This window comes from Nocardia transvalensis, from assembly GCF_015477765.1.
GTDB classification, from domain to species: Bacteria; Actinomycetota; Actinomycetes; order Mycobacteriales; family Mycobacteriaceae; genus Nocardia; species Nocardia transvalensis_A.
In genome coordinates, this window is sequence record NZ_JADLQQ010000004.1 from 130,086 (window position 1) to 145,804 (window position 15,719).

General features: G+C 67.1%; 16 protein-coding genes. 8 read left to right on the plus strand and 8 right to left on the minus strand.

The genetic code is table 11. The annotated features are described in order from the left end of the window. The 4 genes from rnc (at window position 1) to IU452_RS12280 (ending at window position 3,333) form a co-directional block, all read left to right on the plus strand. Window positions 1–738 carry a ribonuclease III gene (gene rnc, locus IU452_RS12265; protein WP_195109137.1) on the plus strand — a complete coding sequence of 246 codons (738 nt, stop codon included), beginning with the start codon at window positions 1–3 and terminating at the stop codon, window positions 736–738. Beyond that, window positions 739–1,599 (plus strand): bifunctional DNA-formamidopyrimidine glycosylase/DNA-(apurinic or apyrimidinic site) lyase, encoded by an 861-nt coding sequence (mutM, locus tag IU452_RS12270; protein WP_195109138.1) that lies wholly within the window; start codon window positions 739–741, stop codon window positions 1,597–1,599. A gap of 76 nt (window positions 1,600–1,675) precedes the next feature. Then, window positions 1,676–2,260 (plus strand): dihydrofolate reductase family protein, encoded by a 585-nt coding sequence (locus IU452_RS12275; RefSeq protein WP_195109139.1) that lies wholly within the window; start codon window positions 1,676–1,678, stop codon window positions 2,258–2,260. Then, complete coding sequence (locus IU452_RS12280; protein ID WP_324192572.1) at window positions 2,257–3,333, plus strand: PHP domain-containing protein; 1,077 nt, start codon at window positions 2,257–2,259, stop codon at window positions 3,331–3,333. Before IU452_RS12275 ends, IU452_RS12280 begins: the two co-directional genes overlap by 4 nt. 10 nt (window positions 3,334–3,343) lie before the next feature. On the opposite strand, the gene IU452_RS12285 is transcribed toward IU452_RS12280, so the two are convergent. The 5 genes from IU452_RS12285 to IU452_RS12305 are packed head-to-tail and all read right to left on the minus strand — an operon-like array spanning window position 3,344 to window position 6,619. Then, window positions 3,344–3,796 (minus strand): DUF350 domain-containing protein, encoded by a 453-nt coding sequence (locus IU452_RS12285; protein WP_195109140.1) that lies wholly within the window; start codon window positions 3,794–3,796, stop codon window positions 3,344–3,346. A 37-nt stretch (window positions 3,797–3,833) separates the two neighbouring features. After that, window positions 3,834–5,000 carry a glutathionylspermidine synthase family protein gene (locus IU452_RS12290; RefSeq protein ID WP_195109141.1) on the minus strand — a complete coding sequence of 389 codons (1,167 nt, stop codon included), beginning with the start codon at window positions 4,998–5,000 and terminating at the stop codon, window positions 3,834–3,836. Then, window positions 5,001–5,858 carry a hypothetical protein gene (locus IU452_RS12295; protein ID WP_228817488.1) on the minus strand — a complete coding sequence of 286 codons (858 nt, stop codon included), beginning with the start codon at window positions 5,856–5,858 and terminating at the stop codon, window positions 5,001–5,003. Between the two features lie 24 nt (window positions 5,859–5,882). Beyond that, window positions 5,883–6,161 (minus strand): acylphosphatase, encoded by a 279-nt coding sequence (locus tag IU452_RS12300; RefSeq protein WP_195109142.1) that lies wholly within the window; start codon window positions 6,159–6,161, stop codon window positions 5,883–5,885. Then, window positions 6,161–6,619, minus strand: coding sequence for an OsmC family protein (locus IU452_RS12305; RefSeq protein WP_195109143.1), 459 nt, complete (start codon window positions 6,617–6,619; stop codon window positions 6,161–6,163). The genes IU452_RS12300 and IU452_RS12305 overlap by 1 nt, the downstream gene beginning before the upstream one ends. 204 nt (window positions 6,620–6,823) lie before the next feature. Between IU452_RS12305 and IU452_RS39185 the strand changes: the two genes are divergently transcribed. Next, complete coding sequence (locus IU452_RS39185) at window positions 6,824–8,050, plus strand: cytochrome P450 (RefSeq protein WP_195109144.1); 1,227 nt, start codon at window positions 6,824–6,826, stop codon at window positions 8,048–8,050. 3 nt (window positions 8,051–8,053) lie between these two features. On the opposite strand, the gene IU452_RS12315 is transcribed toward IU452_RS39185, so the two are convergent. The 3 genes from IU452_RS12315 to IU452_RS38120 are packed head-to-tail and all read right to left on the minus strand — an operon-like array spanning window position 8,054 to window position 11,441. Continuing rightward, entirely contained in the window at window positions 8,054–8,785 is a 732-nt protein-coding gene (locus tag IU452_RS12315; RefSeq protein ID WP_324192573.1) for a response regulator, read from the minus strand. Beyond that, window positions 8,782–11,289: a sensor histidine kinase KdpD gene (locus IU452_RS12320; protein WP_324192574.1), complete on the minus strand. Its 2,508-nt coding sequence runs from the start codon at window positions 11,287–11,289 to the stop codon at window positions 8,782–8,784. Before IU452_RS12320 ends, IU452_RS12315 begins: the two co-directional genes overlap by 4 nt. After that, window positions 11,286–11,441 (minus strand): hypothetical protein, encoded by a 156-nt coding sequence (locus IU452_RS38120; protein WP_228817490.1) that lies wholly within the window; start codon window positions 11,439–11,441, stop codon window positions 11,286–11,288. The genes IU452_RS12320 and IU452_RS38120 overlap by 4 nt, the downstream gene beginning before the upstream one ends. 364 nt (window positions 11,442–11,805) lie before the next feature. On the opposite strand from IU452_RS38120, the gene kdpF reads away from it, so the two are divergent. Genes kdpF through kdpB form a run of 3 tightly spaced genes read left to right on the plus strand, consistent with a single transcriptional unit; the run spans window position 11,806 to window position 15,719 of the window. Then, on the plus strand, window positions 11,806–11,892 hold the full coding sequence (gene kdpF / locus IU452_RS38875) for a K(+)-transporting ATPase subunit F (protein ID WP_195109598.1): 87 nt from the start codon (window positions 11,806–11,808) through the stop codon (window positions 11,890–11,892). After that, complete coding sequence (gene kdpA / locus IU452_RS12330) at window positions 11,893–13,569, plus strand: potassium-transporting ATPase subunit KdpA (RefSeq protein WP_195109146.1); 1,677 nt, start codon at window positions 11,893–11,895, stop codon at window positions 13,567–13,569. Continuing rightward, on the plus strand, window positions 13,566–15,719 hold the full coding sequence (gene kdpB / locus IU452_RS12335; RefSeq protein ID WP_195109147.1) for a potassium-transporting ATPase subunit KdpB: 2,154 nt from the start codon (window positions 13,566–13,568) through the stop codon (window positions 15,717–15,719). The genes kdpA and kdpB overlap by 4 nt, the downstream gene beginning before the upstream one ends.

The window sequence follows — 15,719 nt, forward strand, 5'->3', positions numbered from 1 at the left end:
GTGACCGCCAGCAAGGACGGAGCGGACGCACCCGCCGTCGGCGAAGCCGCTGACCACACCCCTCTGCTCGAGGCACTCGGCGTAGACGTGCGCCCGGAGCTGCTCCGGCTCGCGCTCACCCATCGGTCCTACGCCTACGAGAACGGCGGCCTGCCGACCAATGAGCGCCTGGAGTTCCTGGGCGACTCGGTGCTCGGTCTGAGCATCACCGAGCGGCTGTACCTCGAACATCCGGACAAGTCCGAGGGCGAGCTGGCCAAGCTGCGTGCCAGCGTGGTCAATATGCACGCCCTGGCCGAGGTGGCCCGCGGGCTCGGCGAGGGCGGTCTCGGCCGGCACCTGCTGCTCGGCAAGGGCGAGGAGCTGACCGGCGGCCGCGACAAGCCGAGCATCCTCGCCGACGGCATGGAGTCGCTGCTCGGCGCGGTGCATCTGCAGCACGGTATCGATGTCGCGCGCAGCGTCGTGCTGCGGCTGTTCGCGGATCTGCTCGAGCGCGGCCCCCGCATGGGCGCCGGCCTGGATTGGAAGACCAGCCTGCAGGAGCTGACCGCCGAGCGCGGTATCGGCGTGCCCAGCTACGAGATCACCTCGACCGGCCCGTACCACGACAAGGAGTTCACCGCCACGGCGGTGATCGGTGGCCAGGCCTACGGCAAGGGCGTCGGCCGGTCGAAGAAGGAAGCGGAGCAGAAGGCCGCGGGCGCCGCCTGGCAGGCACTGACCGCCGAGAGTTAAATGCCGGAACTTCCCGAGGTCGAGGTCGTACGGCGCGGACTCGCCGAACATGTGGTGGGCCGCGTCGTCGAATCCGTGGCCGTCAAACATCCCCGCTCGGTCCGTCGCCATCTGCTCGGCGGTGACGATCTGGCCGCCCGGATGGCGGGACTGCGGATCGAATCCGCCCAGCGCCGGGGCAAATTCCTGTGGCTGACCTTCGACGATCCCGACACCGCGCTGGTGGTCCACCTGGGGATGAGCGGGCAGATGCTGGTACAGCCCGCCGACGCGCCCCTCGAGAAGCACGCCCACATCGTCGCCGCCCTCGACACGGGCGTTGAGGTCCGATTCGTCGACCAGCGCACCTTCGGCGGTTGGGCCCTCAACGAGGTGATCGAGGTCGACGGCACCCTGGTGCCCGAATCGGTCGCCCACATCGGCCGCGATCCGCTCGACCCGCGCTTCGACCCGGAGCGCGTCGTCGCGGCCATGCGCGCCAAACAGTCCGAGATCAAACGCGTGCTGCTGGATCAGACGGTCGTCTCGGGCATCGGCAACATCTATGCCGACGAAGCCTTGTGGCGCGCCGGAATTCACGGCGAACGCATCGCCGCCAAACTCACCCGCCCGGCACTGCGCGGGCTGCTGACCGATGTGCAGTCGGTGATGGCCGAGGCGCTGCAGGCCGGTGGCACGTCCTTCGACGCGCTGTATGTGAATGTGAACGGCCAGTCCGGCTATTTCGAACGTTCCCTGGCCGCCTACGGTCGCGAGGACGAGCCGTGCCGACGCTGCGGCGCGGCGATCCGCCGGGAGAAGTTCATGAACCGTTCGTCCTACTCCTGCCCACGCTGCCAGACAAAGCCGCGGGGGAGATGAAGCACCCCCAGGGGTGCAACTGAAGCGCTACCGTTTTCACTACGGCCTCGAGTACGGACCGTGAAAGGGAGGACGGATGCGCAAGCTGACCTACTACGTCGCCTCGACCATCGATGGTTTCATCGCCACCGAGGACGGTTCGGTCGACTTCTTCCCGGTCGGAGGTGATCATGGTCCCGCGATCACCGCGCAATATCCGGAGACCCTCCCGACGAAAGTGCGTGAATCGCTGGGTGTCGACAAGCCGGGAAGCTCCTTCGACACCGTCCTGATGGGCCGCAAGACCCACGATTTCGGCGTGCGGACCGGAACATCGAGCCCTTATGCGCATCTGCGGCAGTTCGTGGTGTCCACCACGCTGCCCGAGAGCCCGGCTCCGGATGTCCACCTGATCTCGTCGGATCCGCTCGCACGGGTGCGAGAACTCAAGCGGGAGAAGGGCCGCGGCATCTGGCTGTGCGGCGGTGGCGAGCTGGCGCAGGTGCTGCTGCCGGAGATCGACCAGATATTTCTGAAGCTGTATCCGATCGTGCTGGGCCGGGGCCGACCGCTGTTCGGTGCGGGCGCGCAGCTGCCCGAGCCCACCCGGTTCCGCGTCTCGACCAGCCGCATCTTCGAGGACGGAGTGGCCTTCGTGAAATACAGTCGGATTCGCCGGTGACGCAGGAGGTTCCGAGTCTCCCCGGAGACGACCCGAGACAGAGCGCTGTGATCGCCCTGCGCGAGATCGCGTTCTGGATGGAACGCTCTCGCGCCGAGACGCCGCGGGTCAAGGCGTACCGGAGGGCGGCCGATGCGGTGGCGGCCCTGTCGGAGCAGGAGTTCGACCGTTATCGCAGGGACGGCAACTGGCAGGAGATCGCGGGGATCGGGCCGAAGACGGCGGCGGCGATCATGCAGGCGGCCGCGGGTATGGTGCCGGATCGGCTGGTCGAATTGCGCAGCGCCGCACGGCAGATTGCTCCGGACGGCGCTGCCCTGCGCAAACAGCTGCGCGGTGATCTGCACACCCATTCGAACTGGTCCGACGGCGGCAGCCCGATCGAGGAGATGATGCGCACCGCCATCGCCCTCGGCCACGACTATTGCGCGCTGACCGATCATTCGCCGCGGCTGACGATCGCCAACGGGTTGTCCGCCGATCGGCTGCGCCGCCAGCTCGACGTGGTGGCCGAACTCAACGAGCGGTTGGCGCCGTTTCGCATCCTCACCGGCATCGAGGTCGACATCCTCGACGACGGAACCCTCGACCAGCAGGCCGACCTGCTGGAACGGCTCGACATCGTCGTCGCCAGTGTGCATTCCAACCTGCGCGCCGACAGCGAGACCATGACCCGGCGCATGGTGTACGCGGTGGCCGATCCGAACGTGGATATTCTCGGACACTGCACCGGGCGGCTGGTCACGGGCGGCCGCGGCACCCGCCCGGAGTCACAATTCGATGCGGAGGTGGTCTTCGAGGCCTGCCGCCGCTACGGTACCGCCGTCGAGATCAACAGCCGCCCCGAGCGGCGCGATCCTCCCGGCCGGCTGATCCGGCTGGCCGTGGAGGTGGGCTGTCTGTTCTCCATCGACACCGACGCGCACGCGCCCGGCCAGTTGGATTGGCAGTGGTACGGATGCGAACGCGCCCTCGTCAACGGTGTTGCGGCGGAACGGGTCATCAATACCTGGCCGCTGGATCAGCTCCTGGCCTTCACCGAGGAGATTCCGGCCAAGAGCACGCCGGAATGACGAGAGCCCTCTACAGGATGGCGAAGGCGACCACCAGGCCGATGCCGACGTGGGCGGCGGCGACCATCAGGGCGGAGTTCTCGTAGGAGTCCGCGTGCAGCAGCTTGCCGATGTCCAGGCCGATCACCCATTCCAGCACGCGCACCGAAAGCACCTGCGCGACAATGCCGACCAGGCCGTAGATCGCGGCGGCGATGAGCCCCTCGACGAGCTTTCCGGCCGAGGCGTAGACGGCGATCACCACGATCAGCGCCATGCTCACCACGCCGGCGGCCGTGACGATCACGGCGTTCGGATTACCGGCGGCGACCAGCTTGCGCAGCGGGCCCGGAGTGGTGACGTCGATGGCGAAGAAGCCGATCAGCATGAGCGCCAAGCCGAGAATCGCGTACAGGAGAATCGCGCCGACGCCGCGGCCGATCGTGTTCCAGTACCCCGCTTCGAGCGCAAGGGTGGTGGTCAAGGGGGCCTCCGTGAGGTGGTGTCGAATTGCAGGGATGCTACTTGGTCGGAATGCGGTGGGGAACGAAAGTGGACGTGTCGTCGGTGATCAGCCCCGGCGTCTCCCGGATGCCCATGCCCGCCGCGCTGTCGCCGACGATCCAGGCGCCCACCACCGGGCGCATACCGTCGAAATCCGGTAGCGGATCGAGCAACTGGTACACGAAGCCCTCCTCGCCGTAGACGCCGCCGGTGGCGGTTTCCAGGCCCGCGCCGACGATGGTCATATTGGCGCCCTCGCGCCCGAGTTTCGGCTTGCGGATGTACTCGGTCAGCTCGTGCGGATCATCGATGTAGGTGGGCAACAGATTCGGATGGCCGGGATACATCTCCCACAGCACCGCCAGCAGCGCCTTGTTCGACAGCATCGCCTTCCACAGCGGCTCGATCCACATCGTGTGCGGCAGGGAGTCGACCACGCGCTTGCCGAAGTCGTCGTCGAGCACCCATTCCCACGGGTACAGCTTGAAGATGGATTGAATCGGCGCCTCGGCCAGATCCACGAACCGATCCAATTCGGTGTCCCAGCCGACCTGTTCGATCGGCAGGGCCACGGTGTCGAATCCGGCCTCGGCGGCGGTCTCCTGCATGTAGGCGGTGGTGACGTTGTCCTCACCCGAGGCGTCGGCCGACGACCAGGTGAAGTGGATCTCGTTGGTCGGCAGCTGCTCCAGCAGCTCACCCCAGCGCTCGACGAGCTTCTCGTGCAACGAATTCCACTGATCGTCGCCTTCGTATTCGTCGGTCAGCCAATGCCACTGCACGATCGCGGCCTCCAGCAGGGAGGTCGGGGTGTCGGCGTTGTACTCCAACAGCTTTGCCGGGCCGCGGCCGTCGTAGCGCAGATCGAACCGGCCGTAGACGTACGGGTCGGAGCGCTGCCAGGACTCCTTGATCGGGCCCCAACTCCATTCGGGCAGGCCGAATTCGGCGAACCGCTCGGTGAGCACGATGTGCTCGCACGCCTGCAGGCACATCGAATGCAGCACCTCGACCTGGGCCTCGAGGCCGAGAATCTCGTCGAGGTCGAATTCGTAGTGCACCGACTCGTCCCAGTACGGCCGCGGGTGACCGTTGGTGTCGACACCCGGTGACCCGTAGACCAGACCCTGATCGGCGATGATCCGCTGCCAGCTCGCGCGTGGCCGGCCGCGCATTCGTCGCATCTAGGATCCTCCTCCACTGTTGCCTGCGGTGCTGCTGCCCAGGCCGCCGCGAACGACGGTGCCGCTCTTGGTGCTGACGTGGGCGTTCTTGGGTTCGACGAAGCTGCCGCCGGTCGGTGGGCGGCCCACGGTGTTATTGCCGCCGTAGTAGTAGCGGTACTGGTTGCCGCCGAAGAAGAAGATGCCGGGGAAGCCGCCGCCGTAGTGGCCTCCCGTGCTCGCGGCGTTCTGAGCCCGCACGCAGTCGTCGTCGGGCACCACGACCTCCTGGCCGTCCTCCTTCTTGACGACGCAGGCTGCGGTCACCTCGTCCGGTGCGGTGACCGCCTCGTAGATGAGGTAGCCCGCGCCGACCACCGCGGCGATCCCGGCGATCGCGACGCCGCCGATGAGCATCTTCTTGCGCTTGCGCCGCTTGGCTTCCAGCGCCTGTTCGGCGGCCCGCTGCGCTTCCTCGGCCCGCTTGCGTGCCTTCTCCCTAGCGCGCGTCTCGGCCAGTGTCGGCGGCCGCGGCTGCGTCACACCCGGTTCCTGGCGCTGAACGCTGCCGCGCATGCGGCGCATCGGCTCCTCGCGAGCTTCGCCCTCGGCCGGTTCGTTCGGCGTGGTGCCAGTGGGTTTCGATTCACCCGGCTCACCCGGCGCAGGGGGCTCGACACCCTGGGCGGCAGTCGCGCCGGACAGCCAGTCCGGCATGCCGGGCAGCGGTGTACCGGTCGGTGGTTCCGCGAAACCAGGTGTGGCCGACGAGCTGTCGTCGCGACCGGTGCCCGTCGCATCGGCCCCGGTCGTGTCGCGGCGTTCGGGATCGCGGGACTCGCGATCGCCTGGGCGGTTACCGGACTGTTCAGTTGCCAACGATCGACTCCCTGTTCCCCGCCACTACCGTTCCTCGAAGCCGGAGATCCCGCCTTGCGCGGCGCTCCAGTCTTCCACAACCAGATCGACGCGGCCAGGCGTGTTGCCGGACCGCAACAGATCGAGCAGGCTCTCGCATTTCTCGCGCGGCCCTTCCGCCACGACGTGCACGCGCCCGTCGCGGGCGTTGCGGGCATGGCCGACGAGACCCAGCTCCAAGGCGCGGGCGCGGGTCCACCACCGGAATCCGACGCCCTGCACCAGCCCGTGCACCCATGCGCTCAGCCGAACCGGATCCGCCATCACGAGTCGATCTGGAACGACAGGTTCACCTTCGTCCCGGCCTGCAGGGTCCGGCCCACCGTGCACACCTTGTCGATCGCGCGCTGCACGGTCACCAGCAGCCGCTGCCGACCGGCCTCGTCGAGTTCGCTGAGATCCAGTTCGAGGACCTCGTCCAGCTGCGGGTAGACCTCGCTCTCGCGGTCGGCCGCGCCCGACACCCGGATGGTGACGTCGTAGTTGTCGCCGAGCCGATTCGACAGCGGGAAGTCCGAACTCATCCCCGTGCAGGCGGCCAGCGCGATCTTGAGCAGCTCACCGGGTGTGAACACACCCTCGACGCTTTCCGGGCCGATCGCCACCTCGGCGCCGCGTGAGCTGCGGCCGGTGTAGCGCCGGGTACCGGTGCGCTCGACCCACAGGGTCGTGGGCGCCTTGCTCGACGCCACGGGTGCCGGGGCAGCGGTCTGTTCAGCCATGTCTAGATCCTGCCATTTGCCCGCTCACCTCCGCATGCCAGCATCGTTCCGAGGAGATTCCGGCCGAAGGCATGCCGGAACGGAGGGGGTGCGACGCCGTCCCGATCACCGGGACCGGCGTACCGAAAACCGCCCTCGGGTCTGCTCCGACCCGCCTACGCTGGCGCGGAGAACGCCGGTAGCGAGTGGACGTAGGTGAAGCCGGTGAGTGTCAGCGTCGATATCTACGACCCCGACCTGTATGTCGGCGGGCCGATTCACGACATCTTCGCCGAACTGCGGCGCAGCGATCCGGTGCATTGGCAGGACATGCCCGGCGAACCCGGATATTGGGCGGTGCTCACCCACGCCGACGTTGTTCATGTGGCCCGTAATCCGCGGTTGTACTCCGCCGAGCGGGCGGGTGTGCTGCTCGAGGATCCGCCGCCGCAGCGGCTGGCGCAGAGCCGCAACATGCTGTTGATGATGGATCCGCCGCGGCACACCGGCTACCGCAAACCGGTCGCCGAACATTTCAAGGCCCGGGTCATCGGCCGCCTCGCGGGCCGCGTGCGTGAGCTGACCCGCAGGCTGCTGTCCGACGTGGACGGCACCGTCGAATTCGTCCACGACGTGGCCGGTGTGCTGCCCAGTCAGGTGGTCGGCGGGCTGTTCGGCATTCCGGAACCCGACTGGCCGCTGATCCGGCGCTGGGCCGAGCAGTCCACCAGCTCCCAGGACCCCGAGCTGATCGGAGACTCGGCATTCCGGCAAGAAGCGCGCCGGAACGATGAGGGGGAAGCCGAGCTGAGCATGATGGTGCGCTACGGGGTCGACTTCGCCATCGGCCGTCGCGCCGACGAACGTCCCCGCGAGGACCTGACCTCACTCATCCTGTCCGGCAGCTTCGGCGGTCGTCCGATGTCGGAACCGGAATTCGGCGCCTTCTTCACCCAACTGGTCACCGCGGGCAACGACACCACCAAGGCCATGCTGTCGTCGGGTCTGCAACTGCTGCTGGACCATCCGGATCAGATGCGGCAGTTGCGCGCCGAGCCGGGCCTGATCCCCGCCGCGGTGGAGGAGATCCTGCGCTACGCCAATCCGCTGCACTACTTCCGCCGCACCGCCACCGAGGACACCGAATTGCACGGGGTGCCGATTCGCGCGGGCGACAAGGTCGCCATGTGGTACACCTCCGCCAATCGGGACGAAACCGTCTTCGACGATCCGCAGCGCTTCGACATCCGCCGAAATCCCAACCCGCACTTGTCGTTCGGCACCGCCCATCACTTCTGCCTGGGCGTGCATCTGGCCCGGCTGGAGGGCCGGGTGTTCTTCGAGGAGCTGCTGACCGCCTTCCCCGGCATCGAGGCAGCGGGCCCGGCCCGGCGCATCCGCTCCAACCTCGTCAACGGATGGAAGACACTGCCGATCCGCTTGTCGCGCTGAGGATTACGCCTGGAACCGGTAGCCCATCCCGGCCTCGGTCAGCAGATGCTTGGGATGCGACGGATCGTCCTCCAGCTTGCGCCGCAGCTGCGCCAGATACACCCGCAGATAATGGGTTTCGGTCGCGTACGACGGACCCCACACCTCGCGCAGCAGTTCTCGCCGTCCCACCAGCTTGCCCTGATTGCGCACCAGCATCTCCAGCACACCCCATTCGGTGGGGGTGAGATGCACGTCCTGACCGTGCTTGGTCACCTTCTTGGCCGCGAGATCCACCGTGAAGGAGGAGGTTTCGACCACCGGATCGGCGCTGTCGCCGCCCGCGGCGGCGCGGCGCACCGCCGCCCGCAACCGGGCCAGCAGCTCGTCCATGCCGAACGGTTTCGTCACGTAGTCGTCGGCGCCCGCATCGAGCGCCTCCACCTTGTCGGTGGAGTCGGTGCGCGCCGACAGCACGATGACCGGGGCCTGACTCCAGCCGCGCAGGCCCGCCAGCACATCGATGCCGTCCATATCGGGCAGCCCGAGGTCGAGCACCACCACGTCCGGATGCTTCTCCGCAGCCGCACGCAGCGCCGCGGCGCCGGTCGAGGCGGTGATCACCTCGTAGCCGCGCACCGACAGGTTGATGCGCAGTGCCCTCAGGATCTGCGGTTCGTCGTCGACCACGAGCACTTTGGTCGCCGCCGGATGGGATTGGTCGCGCTCCCGGGGCCCTATCGCCGGTGTCGTCACCCGTTCTCCTGTTCTTGTTGATCAGCCGGCAGATCTACCACCATCGTCAGTCCTCCACCGGGGGTCGGTTCGGCGTGGACGGTGCCGCCCATGGCCTCCACGAATCCCCGGACCACGGACAGTCCCAGCCCGACACCGGTGGAGTTGTCCCGATCGCCGAGGCGCTGGAACGGTTCGAACAGTTGGTCCTCCATGCCCGTAGGCACTCCGGGACCGTAATCGACGACGGTAACCGACACTCGGTCGCCAGTGCGTTCGGCGGTCACCCGAATGGGCGTGTCGTTGGGGGAATAGCGCAGCGCGTTATCGATCAGATTGGCCAGCACCCGCTCCAGCAGGCCGCTGTCGGCATGCACCGAGACGTCGCCGACCTCCACCTTCACCCGATCCACCCCGGCCCGGCGCACCCCACGGGTGCCCATGCCGACGCTGACCACCGCCCGGTGCACCACTTCCTCCAGATACACCCGGCGCAGCTGCGGTTTCACCACGCCCACGGCCAGTCGCGACGAGTCCAGCAGATTTCCCACCAGGCCGGTGAGCTGGTCGACCGATTCCTCGACGGTTTCCAGCAGTTCGGCGGTGTCCTCGGGGGAGAATTCGACGTCGTCGCTGCGCAGGCTCGACACCGCCGCCTTGGCCGCCGCCAGCGGGGTGCGCAGGTCGTGGCTGACCGCCGACAGCAGGGCGCGGCGCAGCCGGTCGGCCTCGAGGACTCCGGCCGCGGCCTGTGCCTCGTCGGCCAGCTGCCGCCGCTGCACGAGTCCGGCGGCTTGATTGGCGACCGCACCGAGCACCAGCCGATCGGCGGGCGACAGCGATGGGCCGCTCAGTAGCAGCCAATGAGTGTCGTCCCCGGCCTCGATGGCGGCGTCGGCCTCGGCCACCTTCCGCGGCGGATCCTCGCCGACGCAGGCCAGGACCGAGTCGTCGGTGACGAAGCTGACCGCGCGCTGACCGTAGGTCTCGCGCGCCCGCTCGAGCAGGTCGTGCAGATCCGCGCCGTGCAGGACCGCCCCGGCGAACAGGGTGAGCAGCTCGGCCTGCCGGGATGCCTGGCGGGCCTCGCGGCGTCGTTTCGCCGAGATGTCGACCAGTGCCGCGACCGCGACCGCGACCATCGCCATCACCACGATGGTGAGGAAGTTGTTCAGCTCGGCAACGGTCACGCTGTAGCGGGGGGAGACGAAGAACCAGTTCAGCAGCATGCCGCCGAGTACCGCCGACAGCGCGGCCGGCGCGACCCCGCCGAGCAGCGACACCCCGATCACGCCGATGAAGTACAGCGCACTCTTCCCGGCCAGATCCAGCGGCCGATCGAGCCAGAAGTGGCAGACGGCGGTGATCAGCGAGGGCACCGCCAGCGCCACGAGCCACGACGAGAGCTTGTGTTCCCGAGGCATCAGCGAGGACCAGCGGAAACCGCGTTTGGCCTCCTCATGGGTGACCATGTGCACGTCGATCTTTCCCGACCTCTGCACCACGCTCGACCCGATGCCCTCGTCCAGGATGCGGGCCCAGCGCGACCGCCGCGAGGTACCCAGCACCAGCTGGGTGGCGTTGACCTGACGGGCGAAGTCGAGCAGCGCGGTGGGCACATCGTCGCTGGTGACCGTGTGCAGGCTGGCACCGAGACTGTCGGCCAACTCCCGCAGCCGGGTCAGCCGCTGCGTGGACACCCCGACCAGGCCGTCGCCGCGCACCACATGCACCACGATCAGATCGGCGCTGGATTTGGTGGCGATGCGGCTGGCCCGGCGCACGATGGTCTCGGACTCCGGGCCGCCGGTGACCGCGACCACCACCCGCTCGCGGGCCTCCCACAGGTCGGTGATCCGGTGATCGGCCCGGTACTTCGCCAGCGCGGCATCGACCTGATCGGCCAGCCACAGCAGCGCCAATTCCCGTAGCGCCGTGAGGTTTCCGGTGCGGAAGTAGTTGCGCAGCGCGGCATCGACCTTCTCGGCGGCATAGACGTTGCCGTGAGACAGCCTGCGCCGCAACGCTTCCGGGGTGATGTCGACCAGCTCCACCTGATCGGCTCCGCGAACCACCCAGTCGGGCACGGTTTCTCGCTGCACCACCCCGGTGATCTGCTCGACCACGTCGTTGAGGCTCTCCAGATGCTGCACATTGACCGTGGAGACCACATCGATCCCGGCGCCGAGGATTTCGTGCACGTCCTGCCAGCGCTTCTCGTTCTTCGAACCCGGCACGTTGGTATGCGCGAGCTCATCGATCAGCACCACCGCGGGCTTGCGCCGCAACACCGCCTCGACATCGAGTTCGGGCATGGTGGCGCCGCGATAGGTCATCATCTTCGGCGGAATACGCTCGATGCCGTCCAGCAGTTCGGCCGTCTTCTTGCGCCCGTGTGTCTCCACCACCGCGGCGACCACGTCGCGACCGCGCTCGAGACGCCGATGGGCTTCGGCCAGCATCGCGTACGTCTTGCCCACACCTGGCGCGGCACCGAGGTATATCCGTAGTTGCCCGCGTTTCACTCGTCCATCATCGCGCGTGGGGGCCGTTGCGAGTCTCGCGGCACGCGCGCCCTGGTAGGCGCATTCGCGGTGGAGATCAGGCGCAGCACGAGCGCGCAGCACAGGAAGCCGAGAATCACACTCAGCGTGACCGCGAAATCCGGCACCGTCATCTCCTTGGTCGTCGGGCATCGGCCGCCATGCGTGGCGCGGCCGAACATCACACTGTCTACCGCCGTCCGCGCGTCGGCCGTCGGTCTTGACGGCTTCTTGACGGGGAGGGTCTGGACCTTTACGCGCCGGATGCGACACGCCGGGAACACCCGTAAGTGGGGCATCAATGCGACCGTTCGAGACGCTAAGAAGACGTCAAGAACCTCGAACCTGACAGATTTTGACGCTTGACTCACTGCGGCGCATCACGAGTGCGCTTTATTTACAGAGAGGTTTTCCACACATGTCTGTCGTGGTGTTCACGGTGCTGACCGTGGCGATCTTCGCCGTGCTCGGTGTGATCCAGCGGGGAGTGGAGCGGCTGTGACCCAGAACGTCATCGGTCTCGTGCTGGCCGTCGGCGTCGCCCTGTATCTGGTGGCGGCGCTGCTGTTCCCGGAAAGGTTCTAGGTGACCACGACTACTGCGGGGATCGTCTTCGCGGCGGCCCTGATCATCGCGCTCGCCGTCGTCCACATTCCGCTCGGCGACTACATGTATCGGGTGTACTCGAGCGATAAGCACACTCGCGCCGAGCGCGTCATCTATCGCGTCATCGGCGTGCAGCCGGGGGTCGAACAGACGTGGGCGGTGTATGCCCGCAGCGTGCTGGCCTTCTCGGCGGTCGGCGTGCTGTTCCTGTTTTTCCTGCAGTTGGTGCAGGGCAAGCTGCCGCTGCATCTGCCCGGCCCGGGCACGCCGATGACCGCCGACCTGGCGTGGAATACGGCCATCAGCTTCGTGACGAATACGAACTGGCAGAACTACGCGGGCGATTCGACGCTGGGCCATGTCGTGCAGATGTGCGGGCTGGCGGTGCAGAACTTCGTCTCCGCCGCCACGGGCATGGCCGTGGCTATCGCGCTGGTGCGCGGCTTCGCCCGGCGCCACACCAACGATCTGGGCAACTTCTGGGTGGATCTGGTGAGGGGAACCATCCGCATTCTGTTGCCCATCGCGTTCGTGTTCGCGATCGTGCTGATCGCCGGTGGCGTGATCCAGAACTTCCACGTGTACGACCAGGTCGCACAGACCGTCGGCAATACGGGCACGCAGACCCTGCCCGGCGGGCCGGTCGCCAGCCAGGAGGTCATCAAGGAGCTGGGCACCAACGGTGGCGGCTTCTTCAACGTGAACTCCTCGCACCCGTTCGAGAACCCCACCACCTGGACGAACTTCATCGAGATCTTCCTGCTGCTGGTGATCAGCTTCTCGCTGCCGCGCACGTTCGGGCGCATGGTGGGCAGCACCAAGCAGGGGTTCGCGATCGTGTCGGTGATGGCCGTGCTGGCGCTGGTGAGCGTGACGCTGACCAACTTCTTCCAGCTCCGTCACCACGGCACCGTGCCCACGGCGGTCGGCGCCGCGATGGAGGGCGTCGAAACCCGTTTCGGCGTCTCGAATTCCGCGACGTTCGCCGCCTCCACGACACTGACCTCCACCGGTGCGGTGGACTCCGCGCACGACTCCTACACCAGCCTGGGCGGGCTGTGGCCGCTGTTCAACATGCAACTCGGCGAGGTCGCGCCCGGCGGTGTCGGTTCCGGCCTGTACGGCATGCTGATCCTGGCCGTGATCACGGTTTTCGTGGCCGGGTTGATGGTGGGCCGCACGCCCGAATACCTCGGCAAGAAGATCACGCCCCGCGAGATCAAGTTGGCCGCAGCCTATTTCCTGGTCAGTCCGCTGATCGTTTTGGTGGGCACGGCGATTGCCATGGCGCTGCCCGGTGAGCGTGCCGCGATGGCGAATACCGGGCCGCACGGGTTGACCGAGGTGCTCTACGCATTCACCTCCGCGGCCAACAACAACGGGTCGGCCTTCGCCGGTCTGAGCGGTAACACCGTCTGGTGGAATACCGCGCTCGGCCTGGCCATGGCGCTCGGCCGGTTCATTCCGATCATTCTCGTTCTCGCACTTGCCGGTTCGCTGGCGCAGCAGGGCCACACCCCGGAGTCCATCGGCACGCTTCCGACGCATCGGCCGCAGTTCGTCGGCATGGTCGTCGGCGTGACGCTCATCCTGGTCGCCCTCACCTTCCTGCCCGCGCTGGCGCTCGGGCCGCTCGCCGAAGGAATCCACTCATGACCACCCCCACCCTCGAGACCACCCACGACGGGCATGCCGCGCCCGCGTCGAAGGAGCGGGTGACGCGCGGCCTGTTCGACCCGCAACTGCTGGTCAAATCGCTGCCCGACGCGTTCAAGAAGTTGGATCCGCGCGACCTGTGGCGCAATCCGGTGATGCTGATCGTGGAGATCGGCGCGGTCTGGGCGACGGTTCTGGCGCTGGTGAAGCCGACCTTCTTCGCCTGGGCGATCGTGGTATGGCTGTGGCTGACAGTGCTTTTCGCGAATCTGGCCGAGGCCGTCGCCGAAGGTCGCGGTAAGGCGCAGGCCGACACCTTGCGCAAGGCCAAGACCGATACTGTCGCACGGAGACTCGTCGAATGGCATCCGGGCCAGGAGCGGGTGACCGAAGAGAAGGTCGCCGCCCCGGACCTGCAGCGCGGCGACTACGTCGTGGTCGAGGCCGGACAGGTGATTCCGGGTGACGGCGATGTCGTGGAAGGCATCGCGTCGGTCGACGAATCGGCCATCACCGGTGAATCCGCGCCGGTGATCCGGGAATCCGGGGGCGACCGGTCCGCGGTGACCGGCGGCACCACGGTGCTGTCGGACCGGATCGTGGTCAAGATCACCCAGGAGCCGGGCGCCTCGTTCATCGACAAGATGATCTCCCTGGTGGAGGGCGCGAGCAGGCAGAAGACGCCGAACGAGATCGCGCTCAACATCCTGCTGGCCGCATTGACGATCATCTTCGTGTTCGCGGTGGCGACGCTGCAGCCGCTGGCGATCTTCTCCAAGGCCAACAATCCGGGCGTGGCCGACAGTCAGGCCCTGGACGTCCACGGCGTCACCGGGATCGTGATGGTGTCGCTGCTGGTGTGCCTGATCCCGACCACCATCGGTGCGCTGCTGTCGGCGATCGGTATCGCGGGTATGGACCGGCTGGTGCAGCGCAATGTGCTGGCCATGTCCGGGCGCGCGGTGGAGGCGGCCGGTGACGTGAATACGCTGCTGCTGGACAAGACCGGCACCATCACCCTCGGCAACCGGCAGGCCTCGGAATTCGTGCCGATGCCCGGTATCACCGAGGACGAGATCGCCGATGCCGCACAGCTTTCCAGCCTCGCCGACGAGACGCCCGAGGGGCGCTCGATCGTGGTGTATGCCAAGCAGGCCTACAACAAGCGCGAGCGCACGCCGGGCGAGTTGACCGGTGCCAGGTGGGTGGAATTCACTGCCCAGACCCGCATGTCGGGCGTGGACCTGCACGACGGGCATCAGTTGCGCAAGGGCGCGGCCAGTGCGGTCACCGAGTGGATTCGGTCGCACGGCGGTGAGGTGCCCGCCGAGGTCGGACAGACCGTGGACGGTGTCTCCGCCTCGGGCGGTACGCCTCTGGTGGTCGGCGAGATCAAGGACGGAAAGGCCCGGCTGCTCGGCGTCATTCATTTGAAGGACGTCGTGAAGCAGGGCATGCGTGAGCGTTTCGACGAGATGCGCCGCATGGGTATCCGCACGGTGATGATCACCGGCGACAATCCCTTGACCGCCAAGGCGATTGCCGACGAGGCCGGTGTCGACGACTTTCTCGCCGAGGCCACGCCCGAGGACAAGCTGGCGCTGATCAAGAAGGAGCAGGACGGTGGGCGGCTGGTCGCGATGACCGGTGACGGCACCAACGACGCGCCCGCCTTGGCCCAGGCCGACGTGGGTGTGGCGATGAACACCGGCACCTCGGCGGCGAAAGAGGCCGGGAATATGGTCGATCTGGATTCGGATCCGACCAAGCTGATCGAGATCGTCGAGATCGGCAAGCAATTGCTGATCACCCGCGGCGCGCTGACCACGTTCTCCATCGCCAACGACATCGCCAAATACTTCGCGATCATTCCCGCGCTGTTCGTGGTGCTGTTCCCCGGTCTGGACGTGCTCAACATCATGCGGCTGCACAGCCCGCAATCGGCGATCTTGTCGGCGGTCATCTTCAACGCGCTGGTCATCGTGGCGCTGATCCCGCTGGCTCTGCGTGGTGTGAACTATCGGCCGTCGAGTGCGTCGAAACTGCTCAGCCGCAACCTCGCGATCTACGGTCTCGGCGGCATCGTCGCGCCGTTCATCGGTATCAAGATCATCGACCTTGTCGTCCAATTCCTCCCTGGGATGTCCTGA